The organism is Gordonia sesuvii (assembly GCF_036350415.1).
GTDB classification, from domain to species: Bacteria; Actinomycetota; Actinomycetes; order Mycobacteriales; family Mycobacteriaceae; genus Gordonia; species Gordonia sesuvii.
This window is the reverse complement of record NZ_JAZDUF010000008.1, coordinates 1-16,230: the sequence shown is the minus strand read 5'-3', so window position 1 is coordinate 16,230 and position 16,230 is coordinate 1. Positions and strand designations below refer to the sequence as shown.

General features: G+C 66.7%; 18 protein-coding genes. 6 read left to right on the top strand and 12 right to left on the bottom strand.

What is annotated here, in order from left to right; all coding sequences use genetic code 11:
• Positions 1 to 15 precede the first annotated feature (15 nt).
• The 6 genes from VZC37_RS21480 to VZC37_RS21455 all read right to left on the bottom strand — a co-directional run bounded on the left by VZC37_RS21480 (position 16) and on the right by VZC37_RS21455 (position 5,291).
• Positions 16 to 1,500, bottom strand: a complete 1,485-nt coding sequence (locus VZC37_RS21480) for a DHA2 family efflux MFS transporter permease subunit (protein WP_330435601.1) — start codon at positions 1,498 to 1,500, stop codon at positions 16 to 18.
• Between the two features lie 56 nt (positions 1,501 to 1,556).
• Positions 1,557 to 1,919, bottom strand: a complete 363-nt coding sequence (locus tag VZC37_RS21475; protein WP_330435599.1) for a nuclear transport factor 2 family protein — start codon at positions 1,917 to 1,919, stop codon at positions 1,557 to 1,559.
• Positions 1,920 to 1,939: 20 nt separating this feature from the next.
• Positions 1,940 to 2,467, bottom strand: coding sequence for a hypothetical protein (locus VZC37_RS21470; protein ID WP_330435597.1), 528 nt, complete (start codon positions 2,465 to 2,467; stop codon positions 1,940 to 1,942).
• Between the two features lie 165 nt (positions 2,468 to 2,632).
• The gene (locus VZC37_RS21465; protein ID WP_330435595.1) at positions 2,633 to 3,076 is read right to left on the bottom strand and encodes an Hsp20/alpha crystallin family protein; all 444 of its coding nucleotides are present in this window, start codon (positions 3,074 to 3,076) and stop codon (positions 2,633 to 2,635) included.
• A 105-nt stretch (positions 3,077 to 3,181) separates the two neighbouring features.
• Positions 3,182 to 3,811: a glyoxalase gene (locus VZC37_RS21460; protein ID WP_330435592.1), complete on the bottom strand. Its 630-nt coding sequence runs from the start codon at positions 3,809 to 3,811 to the stop codon at positions 3,182 to 3,184.
• Positions 3,812 to 3,926: 115 nt separating this feature from the next.
• Positions 3,927 to 5,291, bottom strand: coding sequence for a glucose-6-phosphate dehydrogenase (locus VZC37_RS21455; protein ID WP_330435590.1), 1,365 nt, complete (start codon positions 5,289 to 5,291; stop codon positions 3,927 to 3,929).
• An 86-nt stretch (positions 5,292 to 5,377) separates the two neighbouring features.
• On the opposite strand from VZC37_RS21455, the gene VZC37_RS21450 reads away from it, so the two are divergent.
• Positions 5,378 to 7,147 (top strand): glycoside hydrolase family 15 protein, encoded by a 1,770-nt coding sequence (locus VZC37_RS21450; protein ID WP_330435587.1) that lies wholly within the window; start codon positions 5,378 to 5,380, stop codon positions 7,145 to 7,147.
• 46 nt (positions 7,148 to 7,193) lie between these two features.
• Here the strand turns inward: VZC37_RS21450 and VZC37_RS21445 are convergent, their stop codons facing one another.
• Positions 7,194 to 7,940: an SDR family oxidoreductase gene (locus VZC37_RS21445; protein ID WP_330435586.1), complete on the bottom strand. Its 747-nt coding sequence runs from the start codon at positions 7,938 to 7,940 to the stop codon at positions 7,194 to 7,196.
• A 182-nt stretch (positions 7,941 to 8,122) separates the two neighbouring features.
• On the opposite strand from VZC37_RS21445, the gene VZC37_RS21440 reads away from it, so the two are divergent.
• Complete coding sequence (locus tag VZC37_RS21440) at positions 8,123 to 8,956, top strand: helix-turn-helix transcriptional regulator (protein WP_330436002.1); 834 nt, start codon at positions 8,123 to 8,125, stop codon at positions 8,954 to 8,956.
• On the opposite strand, the gene VZC37_RS21435 is transcribed toward VZC37_RS21440, so the two are convergent.
• The gene (locus tag VZC37_RS21435; protein ID WP_330436001.1) at positions 8,957 to 9,889 is read right to left on the bottom strand and encodes an oxidoreductase; all 933 of its coding nucleotides are present in this window, start codon (positions 9,887 to 9,889) and stop codon (positions 8,957 to 8,959) included.
• 79 nt (positions 9,890 to 9,968) lie between these two features.
• The gene (locus VZC37_RS21430; protein ID WP_330435584.1) at positions 9,969 to 10,358 is read right to left on the bottom strand and encodes an ATP-binding protein; all 390 of its coding nucleotides are present in this window, start codon (positions 10,356 to 10,358) and stop codon (positions 9,969 to 9,971) included.
• A 200-nt stretch (positions 10,359 to 10,558) separates the two neighbouring features.
• Between VZC37_RS21430 and VZC37_RS21425 the strand changes: the two genes are divergently transcribed.
• A complete protein-coding gene (locus VZC37_RS21425; protein WP_330435582.1) occupies positions 10,559 to 11,737 on the top strand; it encodes a zinc-dependent alcohol dehydrogenase in 1,179 nt (392 codons plus the stop codon).
• A 211-nt stretch (positions 11,738 to 11,948) separates the two neighbouring features.
• On the opposite strand, the gene VZC37_RS21420 is transcribed toward VZC37_RS21425, so the two are convergent.
• Positions 11,949 to 12,692 carry a SigB/SigF/SigG family RNA polymerase sigma factor gene (locus VZC37_RS21420; protein ID WP_330436000.1) on the bottom strand — a complete coding sequence of 248 codons (744 nt, stop codon included), beginning with the start codon at positions 12,690 to 12,692 and terminating at the stop codon, positions 11,949 to 11,951.
• Between the two features lie 361 nt (positions 12,693 to 13,053).
• Here VZC37_RS21420 and VZC37_RS21415 point away from each other — a divergent pair, with 361 nt between their 5' ends.
• A complete protein-coding gene (locus tag VZC37_RS21415) occupies positions 13,054 to 13,470 on the top strand; it encodes an STAS domain-containing protein (RefSeq protein WP_330435580.1) in 417 nt (138 codons plus the stop codon).
• 124 nt (positions 13,471 to 13,594) lie between these two features.
• On the opposite strand, the gene VZC37_RS21410 is transcribed toward VZC37_RS21415, so the two are convergent.
• The gene (locus VZC37_RS21410; RefSeq protein ID WP_330435578.1) at positions 13,595 to 14,038 is read right to left on the bottom strand and encodes an ATP-binding protein; all 444 of its coding nucleotides are present in this window, start codon (positions 14,036 to 14,038) and stop codon (positions 13,595 to 13,597) included.
• Positions 14,039 to 14,137: 99 nt separating this feature from the next.
• A complete protein-coding gene (locus tag VZC37_RS21405) occupies positions 14,138 to 15,214 on the bottom strand; it encodes a hypothetical protein (protein ID WP_330435576.1) in 1,077 nt (358 codons plus the stop codon).
• A gap of 159 nt (positions 15,215 to 15,373) precedes the next feature.
• Between VZC37_RS21405 and VZC37_RS21400 the strand changes: the two genes are divergently transcribed.
• Complete coding sequence (locus VZC37_RS21400; RefSeq protein ID WP_330435574.1) at positions 15,374 to 15,625, top strand: hypothetical protein; 252 nt, start codon at positions 15,374 to 15,376, stop codon at positions 15,623 to 15,625.
• A complete protein-coding gene (locus tag VZC37_RS21395) occupies positions 15,622 to 16,023 on the top strand; it encodes a hypothetical protein (protein WP_330435572.1) in 402 nt (133 codons plus the stop codon). The genes VZC37_RS21400 and VZC37_RS21395 overlap by 4 nt, the downstream gene beginning before the upstream one ends.
• The last annotated feature ends 207 nt before the right edge of the window (positions 16,024 to 16,230 follow it).

Sequence of the window (16,230 nt, the reverse complement as noted above, 5' to 3'; positions counted from 1 at the left end):
GCGCCATGGCGCCCTTCAATGCCCCGCGCTGCGACGTTCGGCCGGTTCCGGCTGCTGACACCCATGATTGACCGCCGGCTGGACGTGCGGGGTGAAGCCGATCCCGGAGCGGATGCTCACCGCCGCAACGACACCGCCGAACGCACAGCAACCGGCTGCGATCAGCATTGCCGTCGGGAAGCCCGATCCGAGCGGCTGTCCCGGGCCCGCATCGAGGCCCGCGACCACCGGCAGCACCGCCACCGCCAGCAGGCCGGCCACCCGCGCCACGGCGTTGTTGACGCCCGACGCGGTCCCGGCACGTCCGGGTTCGACCGCGCCCAACGCCGCCGCCGTCAACGGCGCGACCGTGATGGTCATACCGAGACCGAACAGGACGACGGCCGGCAGCACGGCATCGACATATCCTGCGCCCGGCACGATCCGGGCCATCAACGCCAACCCGGTTGCGGCGATCAACGGACCGACCGTCATGGGCAGGCGCGGTCCGGTGATCTGCGCGAGCCGACCGGACAGCGGCGACCCAAACAGCATGATGGTGGTACTCGGCAAGGTGGCGAGTCCGGCTTCGGTGGCCGAGTACCCGAGACTCTGTTGCAGCTGCAGCGCCAACAGGAACAGCGCACCACCGAGGGCGGCGTACACCATCAGCGTGGTGAGGTTGGCCCCGGTGAACTGCCACGACCGGAACAGACTCAGCGGCAACAGGGGTGCCGCAGCCCGCCGTTCGATCACCACGAACGCGACGAGGGCGATGAGTCCGACGATCATCGACGTCACGATCCCGGCTCCCCATCCGCGGGCGGGTCCTTCGATGAGAGCGAAGATCACGCCCGACAGCCCCACGGTGACCGCGATCGCGCCGGCGACGTCAAGCCGATGGGTCGCGGTCCGATCTCGTGATTCCGGCACGTGACGCAGCGCGATCCAGATCGCACCGAGCGCGAGCGGGACACTGACGAAGAACACCCACCGCCAGGACGCCGCGTCGACCAGCCAGCCACCGACGAACGGCCCCAGGGCGGTTGTCGCACCAGACATTCCGGCCCACAAACCGATGGCCCGGCCGCGGTCCTCCTCGGCAATCTCCGCATCGATCAACGCCAACGAGCCGGGCACCACCGCCGCCGCTCCGATGCCCTGCAGAACGCGAGCACCGATGAGCGCCGACTCGGTCGGCGCCAGCGCGCAGGCTGTGGTCGCGACCGCGAACACCCACAGACCGGCGACGAACAGACGTCGTCGCCCGTAGCGGTCGCCGGCGGCACCTCCGGCCAGCAGCAGGGCACTGAGTGTCAGCAGGTAACCGTCGAGCACCCACTGCTGCCCGGTGAGGCCGGTGTCGAGGTCGCGGGCGATCGCCGGGAGCGCAACATTGACCACGGTGCTGTCGAGGAATGCGACTCCCGAACCGAGGACGGCGGCGGCGATCAGCCATCGTCCGGCGGCCGAGGACGCGGCGACCCCGGTCGAGCCCGGGTCGGCACCCGGTGCGGTCATGATGGGTCCACGAGCGCGAGTCTACGTCGAGCCGACAGCACCGCGGCGGACTCGACCTACAACTGGACTGTCGCGACCCAGTACTCGGCGAACCGGTCACCGGTCGCCCGCAGGATGTCGTTGCCGACGAAGCGGGTGGTCCGTCCGTCGCGGGTTCCGACGCCGACCCACCGGCCCGCCACGTGATCTCCGTCGACGAAAGGTCCGACCTCGATGGAGAATTCGATGGAATCGAACATCTCCTTGGTCTCGGCGATCGCCGCGGCGAGTTCGGCCGGGCCGTGCACGTCGTGTCCGGGCCAATGCCCCTGGAAGTTGGCGGTCACGATTCGGCGCGCCTTCTCGGCCAGGAGATCAGCGTCCGACGGCCCATTCCAGACGTCGTCGATCCACCGCCGATAGGTCTCCTGCAACGCCATGTGACCTCCTCGTCGACAGCCTACGCCGACGACCCATAGTTCAGACCGTCACCGAGGACGAATGCGCCGGTCAGGCCGTATAGGTCGGGGTTGAGATTGCAGACGCTCATGACGGCGTAGAGGCCATCGGGGAGGTTCTCGAAGGTTCCGGTGACGGTTCCGTCCCGGTTTGCCACCCCCAGCGGGTCCGTCGCGGCGATGGCGTCGGCGTCGTCGAGGGCCTGCAACAGGCCGAGGACATCGATGGACTGCCCGAGGACGATCGCGATGATGTCTGGGCCGACGATCGGCGCAGCCCGGACCACGTCCACGACTGCGGTGGTGCAGGCGCCCGGAAGTATTCCGCCCAGGGTCCGCGGCACGCCGGTCACCGTGTAGCTGATCTCGCGACCGGACACCTGGATCGAGTACCCCACCCCTTCGGCAAGACCGACGACGGGCTTCGGTTCGGGTCGTGGTGCGGAACTTGCCGTTGCCGGGGCGATGACGGCCATCGTGAACAAGGCCACGAGGGCGACGGCGAATCGGACGAAGATTCTTCTGTACATGAGCGCTCCTGCCGGATGGCCCCCCGTGGACCGGACGTTAGTGGCAGGGAGAGGATCTCGTGGCGAATCGCGCGAATCAGCCGCGGGCGCAGGCATCACCCGTTCCGGACGCGGATGCCCCGCGGTCGTGGGATCCCATGACCGCGGGGCGAAAGGCGATGTGAGTCAGCTCGACCCAGCGGAGATCGCGTGCGACTGGCCGGTGCTCTCGATCGCGATCTTGCGGGGTTTGGCCTTCTCTGCCATCGGGATTGTCACGGTCAGCACGCCGTTGTCGTAGTTGGCGGTGATCCGGGTGGAGTCGATGCCGTCGCCGAGAGTCAGCTGGCGGCGGTAGGCGCCGGAGAACCGTTCACTCGTCAGCCACTGCACGCCTTCGTCCGACGGCGCGCTGCGCTGCGCGGACAGGGTCAGCACCCCGTTGTCGACGTCCACGTCGATGGTTCCCGGGTCCGCGCCGGGCAGGTCGGCGACCAGAACGTAGTGGTCATCCACCTTGTACAGATCGAGCGGCATGAACCGCGGTGTGCGCTGGGTGCCGGCCATCGAGCCGGTCATCAATCCACGAGCAAGCGCATCAACGTCGCTGAACGGATCAAAACGAAGCACAGCTACTCACCTCCTGAATCGCAGGCCACCCACCACCGGTTGTGACAGGTGGCATATCGCTGTACGAGAACGAAGATAGCACTGCTCGGCGGCGTGCGCTAGCACTCACATGCTTCGAGTGCCAACTGTTTCGGACTGCCACACGAAGCCGTCCGGATCGACGAAAGCACCCGCGTCGCTGTTGATCTCGACGCGATGCGATCCGCTGCCCGCCGGGTCGACGCCGGCGTCCTTGGCGGCGGCCTTGCGTCCATAGAGCGCGAGTTTGATCGACCCCGGGTCGGCGGCGAACTCGACGTATTTGCGGCCGAAGCTCTTGGCGACGTCGAGTCCGTGGTCGACGTAGAAGCTCTTGCTCGCCGCGACGTCGGCGGCACCGATCAGCACGACGATGTCGTCGACCTGGCGCGCAGGCGCACCGGTGTCCTTCTTGCTCGACGACGCCACTTTCCAGATCGCGCCGTCGGGTGCCCGGAGCACGCCGCCGTAGCCCCAGAACGACTTCTTCGCGGGTTTGATCTCGGTGGCACCCGCATCGAGCGCGGGACCGAACAGGGAGTCGACGACGGCCGGGTCGGGCACGACGAGCGAGAGGACATAGCCGCGGAACCCGTCTGACGGGCCGTCGGCTGCCCGGAACCGCAACCGGTCGCCGAGTCCGAACACCTTGTCGTAGAAGGTCTTCGCCTGTGTTGTGTCAGGAACTTCGAGGGTGATGGTGTTGATTGATGTCATGTATGTGACGCTAGGCGCCGGGGCGGGGATTGGGCTTCTCGATTCCTGACCGATACGACCTCAACGACCTGACCCGCGGCCCCGATCGTCGACGGCATCGTTCATCGTCACTCAGCTACACCCGATGCCAACTCTCCGGACCATCCGAGCCCGCCGGGTACTCGTCGAGCGGGACCTCGTCGGCGTTCCACGCGTCGATGATCGGTGCGACGATCCGCCAACATTGTTCGGCCGCATCACCGCGGACGGCGAGGGTCGCGTCGCCGTCCAGGATGCCCGACAGCACCTCGGCGTAGGCCCGCAGCGAGCCCTCGCCGAGGTCGGCGGAGAGGTCGGTCCCGGCGAGGTCGAACGGATTGGTACCGTCATGCACGTTGAGGCGCAACGACATCGCGTCCGGACCGAAGGTGAACCGCAGAACGTTCGGCGCCGTGTGGCCGCGGAACTGCGGCGGAAGATGCCGAACCGGGCGGAAGTGCAGGGCGATCTCCTGGATCGCCGGCTGGATCGCCTTGCCGGACCGCAGGATGAAGCGGACTCCGGCCCAGCGTGCGGTCGTGACCTCGAAGGTTGCCTCGGCCAACGTTTCTGTGTTGTTCGACGGGTCGACGCCGTCCTCGTCGACATACGACGGCAGCTCTTTCCCGCCGGCCTCACCCGCGGTGTATCTCGCCCGGCGCGAGGAACGGACGGGATCGCCGTCCCACAGTCGGGTCGCGCGCAGGGCCGCGCCGGTGGCATCACGTAGGTCGCGTTCGTCCAACGACGCAGGTGGGTCCATCGCGACCGCGGCGAGCAGTTCGAGCAGATGGCTCTGCATCATGTCGATCAGCGCGCCGGCCTTGTCGTAGTATCCGGCTCGACCTTCGAGGCCGAGGGTTTCGTCGTAGCGGATCACCACCGACTCGATGTGCTCGGCCGACCACACCGGCTCGAACACCCGGTTGGCGAACCGAACACCCAGCATGTCGAGCAGGATCGACTGACCGAGAAAGTGATCCACCCGGAACACCTGGTTCTCCGGGACGAGGCGTGTGAGCTTCTCGTTGAACTCGCGTGCGCTGTCTTCGTCTGTGCCGAAGGGTTTCTCGAGGGCCAACATCAGATCGTCGGGCAGATCGATCCCGGACATGGCCTCACACGCCTCCTGTGCGACCGACGGCGGCACGGCGAAGTACAGCACCGACCGCCCGTGCGCCTGCTCCAGGACGCTCCGCACACCTTCGGGTGTGCTGATGTCGGCGCGGATGAACCTCGCGTGTTCGGCGACGTCACGCGCCGCTGAACACGCGTCGTCGCCGAAGGACTTCCGCACGCGGTCGCGCCACTCGTCGTCGGTGACGTCGCGTCGTCCGACCCCCACCAGGTGGACATCACGGTCGGGTTCGAGATCGAGCAGCTGCGCGAGAGCGGGCAACAGCAGGCGTGAGGTCAGGTCGCCCATCGCGCCGCAGATGAACAGGGTCGTGGTGGTTGCCATATCCGACGGTAACCTGGACGGCCACCTCACTGACGTGCTCTCGGATCCTTCGCCATGACCGACCGGCGATAGGCACAATCGAGGGCATGGGTGCTCTCATCGAGGACTACGCCATGATCGGCGACTGCCGAACGGCGGCGCTGATCTCCCGCGACGGTGCCATCGACTGGTTGTGCGTGCCGCGATACGACTCGTCGTCGATCTTCGCCGCTTTGCTCGGCACGGCAGACCACGGGCGCTGGCGACTGGCGCCCCGCGACCCGGATGCCCAGGTGACCCGCCGCTACGACGAGGACACCCTCATTTTGGTCACCCGGTGGGAGACGTCGACCGGCACGGCCGAGGTTCACGAGTTCATGCCGATCGACGCAGGCTCGGTCGACCTGGTCCGCCGCGTGGTGGGGGTGTCCGGTCACGTGGATTTCGAGACCGACCTGCGTATGCGATTCGACTATGCGAAGTCGATCCCGTGGGTGATGCAGGTGGGCGACGACACCGGGCCCGCGTTGCGGGCCATCGCCGGGCCGGACGCGTGTGTCGTGCGCGGTGTCGCACTACATGCCGACGGCAACGCCCACCGTGGCTTCTTCACCGTCGAACCCGATGTCACCGTGGACCTCACGCTGTCCTGGTATCACTCACACCGAGCAGAACCGCCACCGCCGGTCGTCGACGATGTTCTCGCTCACACGCACGAATGGTGGCGGACCTGGGCCGGCCGCATCGATCACACCGGGCCGCACCACGAACTCGTCATCCGTTCGCTGATCACGTTGCGCGCGTTGAGCAATCTGGACACCGGCGGGATCGTCGCCGCGGCCACCACGTCGCTACCCGAGCAGTTCGGGGGCGCCCGCAACTGGGACTATCGCTACGTCTGGCTGCGCGACGCCTCCCTGACGCTGGAGGCTCTGGTCACGCACGGCTTCCTGAACGTCGCCGAACACTGGCGAATGTGGTTGATGCGAGCCATCGCCGGCGACACCGAAGACATCCAGATCATGTATGGCATTGCCGGGGAGCGTGATCTGATCGAACGCGAGGTGCCGCAGCTGCCGGGGTACGAGAACTCGGCACCGGTTCGCGTGGGCAACGGCGCGGTCGATCAATACCAGGGTGACGTGATCGGGGAGGTGATGGTCGGCCTCGACGATGCGCGCGAAGCCGGCCTCGCCGAAACACCGCTGTCGTGGTCACTACAAAAGGCGCTGCTCGAACAGGTAGAGGCCAACCTGGAGCGACTCGACAACGGTATCTGGGAGATGCGTGGTGAGCCACGGATGTTCACCCAGTCGCGAGCGATGAAGTGGGCGGCGTTCGACCGGGGCGTGCGTGCGGTGCAACGACACGGACTCGACGGCTCACCGGAGCACTGGGGTGAACTGCGGGACCGCATCCGGGCCGAGATCGACTCGGAATGCGTTGACCCGCAGTCCGGTTGCTTCGTCCAGTACGCCGGCTCCGACGAAGTGGATGCCTCACTTCTCCTGCTGCCACAGGTGGGATTCTGCGCCGCCGACGATCCGCGGATGCTCGCCACCGTGGACAGGATCGAGCAGACCCTGGTGCGCGGCGGCCTCGTGCTGCGCTATCGCACCTCGACCGGTGTCGACGGCCTGGCCGGTGACGAGCATCCGTTCCTGGCGTGCACGTTTTGGCTGGTGACCCAGTACGCGCGAAGCGGACGTCGCGACGACGCCGAAGCGCTGATGGCGACCGCGGTCGCCACCGCCAACGACGTCGGGTTGTTCTCCGAGGAGTACAACGTCGACGAGCGACGACAGGCCGGTAACACCCCGCAGGCACTGTCGCACTTGGCATTCGTCCGGGCCGCTGACGCGCTCGCGGAATCGTGAACGCGGTCGGTCATCGGTGAGCCCACCACATTCGGCGAGCCGGCACCTACCCCGTCAGGTGCGCGAGGCCTGCCATCAGGTCGTCTCGATTGCCGGCTGCCTCCGCGAAGCGCAGCGGCTTCACATTCTCCACGAGGATCTCGCGTGTCGCGGTCGGCAGAAGAGTCATCACCTCGTCGACGAAGTCGTTCAGCGGCATCGCCCACTCTGCTTCCGCCTGCCCGGGCATCAGGTCGGTCTGCACCGCAGGGGGAACCAACTCCAGCACGCCGACGGAGGTATCGGCCAGCTGTATCCGCAGGCTGTCGGTGAACGAGTGGATCGCCGACTTCGTGGCGCTGTAGGTGGGTGTGCCGGCCATCGGCGTGAACGCGAGACCCGACGAGACCGTCACAATGGTCGCATCGGGTAGCGCGACGAGGTGTTCGACGAAACCGGCGATCAGACGCAGTGGTCCGAGGATGTTGGTCTGCACCTCGGTGACCGCAGTCTGGATGAACGCCGGGTCGCTGAGGTCTTCGGAGCGCATCAGACCGGCCATCGTGATCAACACGTTGGTCTCCGGGAACCGTTGCCGCACTTCCGTGACCGCGCGATCGACGTCGTCGGCATCGGCGACGTCGATACGGATGGTCTCGATTCCCGGATGGTCACGTGCGATCCGGGCGAGCATGTCGGTTCGCCGACCACCGATGATGATCCGATTGCCGGCGTCGAACAAGCGCAATGCAAGCTCCAATCCGATTCCCGAGGTCGCGCCCGGGATGAAGATGGTGTTGCCGCTGATTCGCATGGGATCTCCTGACGATGTGGGTTGGTCTGTGCCACCACCCAGTTCAACGTCGGCCGGCGGCGACGACAAGGACGTGGTGATCGGGGGATCGACGATCCCTGGATACGCCGGCACCGATGGGAGACAGTGGACCGGATGCGGCCGCATCCGGCGGCGGCATGGACGAGGGCAGGAGTCGGACGATGGCGATCGATCGGGCCGGACTCGCGGAGTTCCTTCGCAACCGGCGGGAAGCGCTGCAACCGGCGGACGTCGGGCTTCCCCCGGGCGCGCGACGTCGCACCGGCGGATTGCGTCGTGAGGAGGTGGCGATGCTGGTGGGCATGTCGACCGACTACTACACGCGTCTCGAACAACGGCGTGGACCGCACCCATCCGAGCAGATGCTGGCGGCACTGGCCCGCGGACTGCATCTGTCGCTCGACGAGCGCGACCACCTTTTCCGCCTCGGCGGGCAGCACGCCCCAGGACGTACGGGCGTCGGCGATCACGTCGGCCCCGGGATGATGCGGATCATCGACCGGCTTTCCGACACACCCGCGATGGTCGTCAACAGCGCGGGCGACACGTTGCTGCAGACCGCACCGGCGGTCGCGCTGGTCGGGGACGAGACCCACTTCACCGGCTTGCGCCGCAGTATCGCCTACCGGTGGTTCACCGAATCGGCTACACGACAACGCTTTCCCGCCGACGACCACGACCACCACGCCCGCGCACACGCCGGCAGGTTGCGCGCAGCAGCGACCCGCGAGGGGCCTTCCTCGCGGGCCGCCGAGGTCGCCGATGCCCTACTGCCGCTCAGTCCCCACTTCGCCGAGCTGTGGAAGAACCATGACGTCAGCGTGCGGCTCACCGACCAGAAGAAGCGGCTGCTGCACCCCGAGCTCGGCCTCATCGAGGTCTTCTGCCAGACCCTGCTCGACCCCGACAGCACTCAGATACTGCTCGTCTACACCGCCACCCCCGGCACCGAGAGCCACCAGAAACTCGGAATGCTCGCAGCGGTGAGCGTCTGATCAGAACGAATACCGAACGCCGGTCAGGTCCTCGCCGACCTCCCACAGACGCTTCCCGAGACCGGGGTCCTGGACGCGTGGGCTCGGCCGGACGAGCACCGGCGGACCGCTGAGTTCCAGAGGGCCCGAGGGTCCGTAGTACTGACCGCCGATCGCGGTCGGATCGGTGGCCGCCCGCACCGACGGGAGGGCGCCCTGCGGGCCCTCCATGATGAAGGTCCGGCGAATCCAGTGCAACGACGGTGTGGTGAACAACCAGCTGAGCACCTTACCCGAGTCGCGCATGACCCCGCTGTGTGTCGCGCCGGGATGCGCTGCCACCGAGATCGGCGTCGAGTGGCCGGCCATGGTGAGTCGGCGCTGCAGCTGTACGGCGAACACCAACTGCGAGAACTTGGCCCGGCGGTATGCGTTCGACGTACTGAACGAGCGCGACATGTCGAGGTCGTCGAAGTCCACCTTTCCTCCGCGGTGTGCATTGCTGCCCACGGTGACCACACGGCCGCTCTCGGCGGCGAGCAGGCGTGGAAGCAACCGTCCGGTCAGGGCGAAGTGTCCGAGGAAGTTGGTACCGAAGTCCATCTCGAATCCGTCCACGGTCAGTTCCCGATGACCGGCCATCACCCCGGCATTGTTGATCAGGACGTCCACGACTGGATGGGTGGCGATGATCTCGTCGGCGGCTTTGCGAATCGAACTGAGGTCGCTGAGGTCGGTTTGCACCACCGAGACCTGACCGTCGGGGAACGAGTTGAGCACGTCGGAGCGGGCCGCGGAAGCGGTGTCGACGTTGCGGCACGCCATCACCACATGAGCACCGAGTCCGGCGAGATGTCGGACGGTCTCGAAGCCTATCCCCGAGTTCGCGCCGGTGACCACCACCACGCGGCCGTCCATCCGAGGTGCCTGCGACGGTCCCCATCCAGCATGCATCGATCTGCGCTGCTCCGAACCACCCTGCGCCATTGCCAAACCTCCCCGGTCTCGAGAGTTGATTCACGATACCGAGGAGTCACGACGATGGGGCATGGGGCTTGCGACATGTGATCATGACCCAGCCGTCGTCGCGGGCGTCCACCGCGACATCCTCGACGGTGCCGTCGAGCAATCGCCAGGCGTAGCCGTCGACAGGCAGGGGCAGCCCGTCGACGAGTCGCCCGGTCACGCACGCGCTCGTGGCGTCGCGATGCACTGTGACCGCGCAGCGCAGTGGCTGCGATTCCGCCGAGCAGGCGACGACGAGACCGCACATGGCGTCGACGGCGAGTATGAGGTCGGTGGTGCAGTCCGACTCGACGCCGATGTCGGACAGCACGTCTCGGACGACGTGTCTGACCGTGCTCACCCGCTCCGCGGCCGCGGAGACGGTGATCTCTACAGAGGTGTCGTACGGCACTTCCATGAAACGACCTGTTGCCGGGTTGGGAACTCGTCCTTCGTTGTCGGCGGGGTGTACCCGACGTTCGGGCGGCCAAACCTCGGCCCGCCGGCGGAGGGAAACGTCGGAAAGAAGTTGTGTTGTCCGCGTGTACGTATCGCGGATACGGGTAACCGAGCATGACGCGGGCACGTGGAGTTGCGGCCCGGGGACTAGGAGGACCGATGCGTGCAGTCACGTGGCAGGGCAAGCGAAGTGTGAGCGTCGAGGAGGTCGCGGACCCCAAGATCGAGGAACCGTCCGATGCGATCATCAAGGTGACCTCGACGAACATCTGCGGTTCGGATCTACACCTCTACGAGGTGCTCGGGGCTTTCATGGAACCGGGAGACATCCTCGGTCACGAACCGATGGGGATCGTCGAGGAGGTCGGCCCCGACGCCGGCGATCTCCGGGTCGGCGACCGGGTGGTGATCCCGTTCCAGATCTCGTGTGGCGCCTGCTACATGTGTGGCCAAGACCTGTACACCCAATGCGAGACGACCCAGGTCCGCGACCAGGGCATGGGCGCCGCTCTCTTCGGCTACTCGAAGTTGTACGGCTCGGTTCCCGGCGGACAAGCCGAGTACCTGCGGGTGCCGCAGGCCCAGTTCACCCACATCAAGGTCCCGGGCGAGGCGCCGGACTCACGCTACGTCTACCTGTCCGACGTGCTGCCCACGGCGTGGCAGGCCGTCGAGTACGCCGACATCCCGCCGGGCGGAACGGTGACCGTGCTCGGACTCGGCCCAATCGGCGACATGGCCGCCCGCATCGCGCATCACCGCGGCGCCCAGGTGATCGGGGTGGACCGCGTCCCGGAACGCCTGGCCCGCTTGGAGTCCCGCGGCATTCCCACCATCGATCTCGGCGCGGTGGACGATGTCGCCGAGGTGATCCGGGACCGCACCCAGGGCCGTGGCACCGATGCGGTGATCGACGCGGTCGGGATGGAAGCGCACGGCTCACCGGTGAACAAGATGATGCAGCGGATCGTCGGCGCATTGCCGGACACGGTTGCCGAGACGATGATGAAGCAGGCCGGGCTCGACCGGCTGTCCGCGCTGTACACGGCCATCGACGTGGTCCGCCGCGGCGGGACCCTGTCGGTGATCGGCGTCTACGGCGGTACCGCCGACCCGCTGCCATTGATGACGTTGTTCGACAAGCAGATCCAGATCCGTATGGGGCAGGCCAACGTCAAGAAGTGGATACCGTCCATCATGCCGTTGCTCGGCGACGACGACCCGCTGGGCGTCGACTCCTTCGCGTCACACGAGTTGCCGCTCGACGACGCCCCGCACGCCTACGACATCTTCCAACGGAAGGTCGACGGCGCCGTCAAGATGGTTCTGAAACCCTGATCTCGCCGGTCCGGTCGCGGCCCGTTGATCGAGTAGCCCACGAGCCACCCACCCCGCTGATCGAGTAGCCCGCGAGCCGCCCCATCCGCTGATCGAGTAGCCCGCGAGCCGCCCCATCCGCTGATCGAGTAGCCCGCGAGCCGCGCCATACCGCTGATCGAGTAGCCCGCGAGCCGCTAGGCGAGCGAGCGTATCGAGATCCCCCGAGAGATCACTCCCCGGAAACCCCATCACCCGCATCCGGTTTCGCAGCCATCTCATCCCGCAACCGGTTCAGCGTCCGCGACAGCAACCGTGAGACGTGCATCTGTGAGATCCCGATCTCGGCGGCGATCTCGCTCTGCGACATCGCCTGAAAGAACCTCAACGACAAGATCTCTCGCTCACGTTCCGGTAGCCGCTCCAGCGCAGGCCGCAGCGTGACGTACTCCTCGACCTGCGCAAACCGGGTGTCGTCCTCGCCCAGGGTGTCGCGGATGGATCGGTTGTCGTCGTCTCCGTCGGGCTCGGCGTCGATGGACATCGCGGTGTACGCCGACCTCGCCATCAACCCGTCGATCACTTCATCGACGGGCATGTCAAGGTGGCGGGCGAGCTCCGACGGCCGCGGCGACCGTCCCAACTGTTGCACCAACTCGTCGCTGGCACGCCCGATCCGCAGAGATGATTCCTTGGCCCGGCGCGGGACACGCATCGACCACATGCTGTCGCGGAAATGTCGGCGAACCTCACCCATGACAGTCGGCACCGCGAATGACAGGAAGTTGTTGCCTCGCTCGGCGTCGAACCGGTCGACGGCGTTCACCACGCCGACGCGTGCAACCTGCAGCAGGTCGTCGAACGCCTCACCGCGGTCACTGAAGCGCCGCGCGACATGCTCGGCGAGCGGCAGGCAGCGTTCGACCACCTCGGCGCGGATATCCGACCGCCGATGGTCATCGGATTCTTGCCGCATCTCACGCAGCCGGGCGGGTACGTCGGCATAGTCGTCGCTGCCGGAGCCGCGTCGCGTCGCCGGCTTGTCGGTCTCCTCGGGTGCAGGCACCTCGGCCGCATCGGTTGACTCGTGCTCGCTGGTCGCGACGGGCCCGGAATCGGCCGATGGTGTCGACGGCAAACGACCCTCCGATCTCGACTCATGCGCGGCCATATGGCGACGATATCGGTTTCCCGGTCGATGCCCATCGCAAACATCGCTTGAAGACCCAGCGTCCGCATCGTACGGTGGGTACAGCGGTTCAGTGAAAAGCTGCGCGCGAGCGACCACGTACCGCGTGGGCCGTTCGCACCCGATCCCTACCGAACGGGCGTGCTCGATGAACCTGACGACCCAGACCACGTTCCAGCCGTCACACGACGAAACCACCGGACGTTCCAAGGTCAGCGACAACTCGTTGACCGCCACCAAGTCATTTTGCGTGCAACGGTTTTCCGGCGAGATCGATATGCAGACCGCACCCGATTTCGCCGCTGCCCTCGATCGCGTGCTGACGCAAGGTCCAGAATGCGTCGTACTCGACCTGTCCGGCGTCGGCTTCGTCGGCGCGTCGGGTTTGTCCATCCTGGCCCGCTTTGCTTCCGACGCCGCAGCTCAGCACATGCCGGTTGCGGTCGTGTGCCGCCGAAGCGTCGCACGGCCTATCGAGGCGTGCCAGCTCGATGAGATGGTGTCCCTGCACACGTCCGTGGACGAGGCCGGCTCCGCACTCGCCGGTCACCGGCTGGCCTCGTAGCAGTTTCAATCGACGCCCGGTGGCGTTGCGCTACATACAATTCCGGCACGTAGCAGCGCCACCGGGTGAAAGCTGTAGAACTGGGCGATAATTAGTCGACGTGGTGTTCCGCGTTATTCGAGAATCAGTGTGTGGCGCGGCGCTTGACAAAACGGACGACGACCTGCCGATTCGATCCGCCAGGTACGTACGCGACGGACTGCGCATCGGTGACCGTTTCCACCACTCGCCATCCGAATCCGGAGGTGTCGAGCTCGAAGCCGTTGTCGAGCCAGCCCTCGATCTGCGCCGTCATCCCGTGTGGTCCGACGGCCAGGGAGACGTCGACGCAGCGGTCTGGTTCGGAGGCGGCGATCATCTGCGAACAGATCTCGTCGACACCCAGTTTGACGTCGGCCACGTCGTCGATGGTCCAGTCGTCGATGAGGAGGGTCCGCTCCACCACCGACCGCACGATGGGCAGCCGGTCCGCATGGGCGATCACCGACAGTTTCACGGGAGCGCCTGCGGCCTCCGCAACAGCGTCGATCACCTCATGTTCGTCGGTGATCCCTCGAGAGTCGCCCACTGTCACTCCTCACACGGTGGTCTCGGTGTCGTCCTATTGTTACCCCGCCGCGGACCAAGCGAAACAGCACACGCGGCGAGGTCGGCGCCAAATGCGCGGTCAGCCGTCCCGGGCGTCGTCCTCTTCGCGGCGTTCGGCCTCGTCGATCCGACGTCGGCGCATCCGTTCGCGGTAGCCGTAGGTGGCGCGCAGCACATCGTCGTAGCTGTCGGCGCTCGAGCCCAGACCACCGGCGACCATACCCATCGAGGTCGCCAGCCACGCCAGGTACGCGTAATCCCGGAACCCAACCGGGTGCCCGAGTTGTTCTGCCATGTACTGCGATTCGATGACGACGACGGCAGCGACCAGCGTCGCGACGAACAGACCGACGTACAGGACGACCGCGCTGAAGCCGACCGTGCCGAGGGTGGCGGTGTTGTACAGCCGCCGACGCCAGCGCGGCATCGCACCTGGGCCTTCCCACAAACGGTTGTTGACGATCAGCCAGATCGACGCGAGGGCAACCGACAGCAGGGTGATGAGTCCGAGGCGCCAGGGGCTGAGCGCGTTCGCCATCGACCAGATCGACGAATAGAAGACACCGAACGACGCGGTGGCGGCCGCGGCCGCGGTCATGCCGGTGAGGGTCGGGATCATCCGCCACGGCCGGTTACCCCGGATCATGCCGACGACGAGCCGGAGCCGGCTGAGCGGGCCGGCGGCTACCAGGTACTCGGTGGTGCCGTCGCCGGCACTGCGCCAACGTCCACCCGCCGGGCCCGAATCGTCCCCGTGCCCGCCGGACAACCTGCGCAACACCTGCTCGACACACCGCACCAGGGCGTGCCCGGGGAAGAGACCGAGTGCCGGCGCGCAGATCACGGCCGCGCGGCGGTCATGGTCGAGCTCGACGGTGAGCACGTCCCGGCCCTGTGCACGCGGCAGCTCGGTCACGAAGATCACCGCATCCGTCTCGTCCTCGGCGCGCCCGGCCCACCCCGCTTCCAGGTCACCCTGCGGCGATGCGTGCAACGCCGCTTCCTCGGTGACGGTGAATCCGCGGAAACCGACTTCGTTCTCGTCGAGGACCCGCCGGATACGTCGATCCGCGTGCTCGACGATCGTTGCCGGCAGTCCCGGCTCGGTCACGATGCGAAGGCCGCCCGGACGTCGAGGCGTGCGTGAGGTCTCCATCGCGCAGCAGCGTACCCGGCAGTCCTCGCTTCTACGCCTGGGATCGAACGGGTTTGGCAATCGGACAATCGGGAACTCGTAGTGCGAACTGTCGGTTCCAATCGATGGGAGCATCTGATGGCTATCTGCGACGTGTGCGGAAACGACTATCAACGCTCGATGACGATCACAGTGAACAACGGCGCCGAACAGAGCGAAGGGGTGTTCGACAGCTTCGAATGCGCGATCGAAGCGTTGGCGCCTCGATGCGCGCACTGCGGGTGCCGGGTGATCGGCCACGGGGTGGAGAGCAGCGGAACCGTGTATTGCTGCGCGCACTGTGCCCGCGAGTCCGGCGCCTCCGGTGTCGCCGACAATGCCGGCGCCACCGCCGCGATCGACCATCTGACCGGTGAGCAGGGATTCCGGTGACCGCCGGGACGGACGGGCCGGGACAGGTCCCGCGCGACACTCACGGCAGCGGTCTGGGGCATCGTCGCACGGCAACCGTCGCGCACCGCTTCACAGCTGCCGGCCTGGCCGGGTATGTCGTGCTGGCAGCCGGCGTCGTGCTGATCGTCATCGCGCTCGGCGCGGCCGCAGGCGGACGCGGTGGGGTCGCCTGGATCGGCCTCGCTGCAGCGGTCGTCTGCGTGGCCGGACTCGGACTGCTGGCTGCCGCGCGGCGGTCGGCGTCGGCGCTCCCGCCGGACGCACCGCGGCCCGAACAGGACCCGTTGCAGCCCGAGGTGACCCTCGAGGACGAGGAGTCCTACGAGTCGCGGTTTCCCCGCGGGAAGAGCGATCCGCGGAACCCGCCTGCTTCTTGAGGCCCGACTGCTCAGGGAGCCTTTCTGGTCCCTGAGGAACGAGGCGCTAGGAGACTGCTGAATAATCGGCGTTGGTTTTCGGCGTGTGGTGGGCGGGTTGTGGCTGTTGGGCTGGGATCCTGGTGGGTATGCAGGGTGAGTTTGATCGCCAGGGTGAGTTTTTGGATGTGAACTCGGTGGTGGGTCATTTGCTGGCCGAAGGCAGCG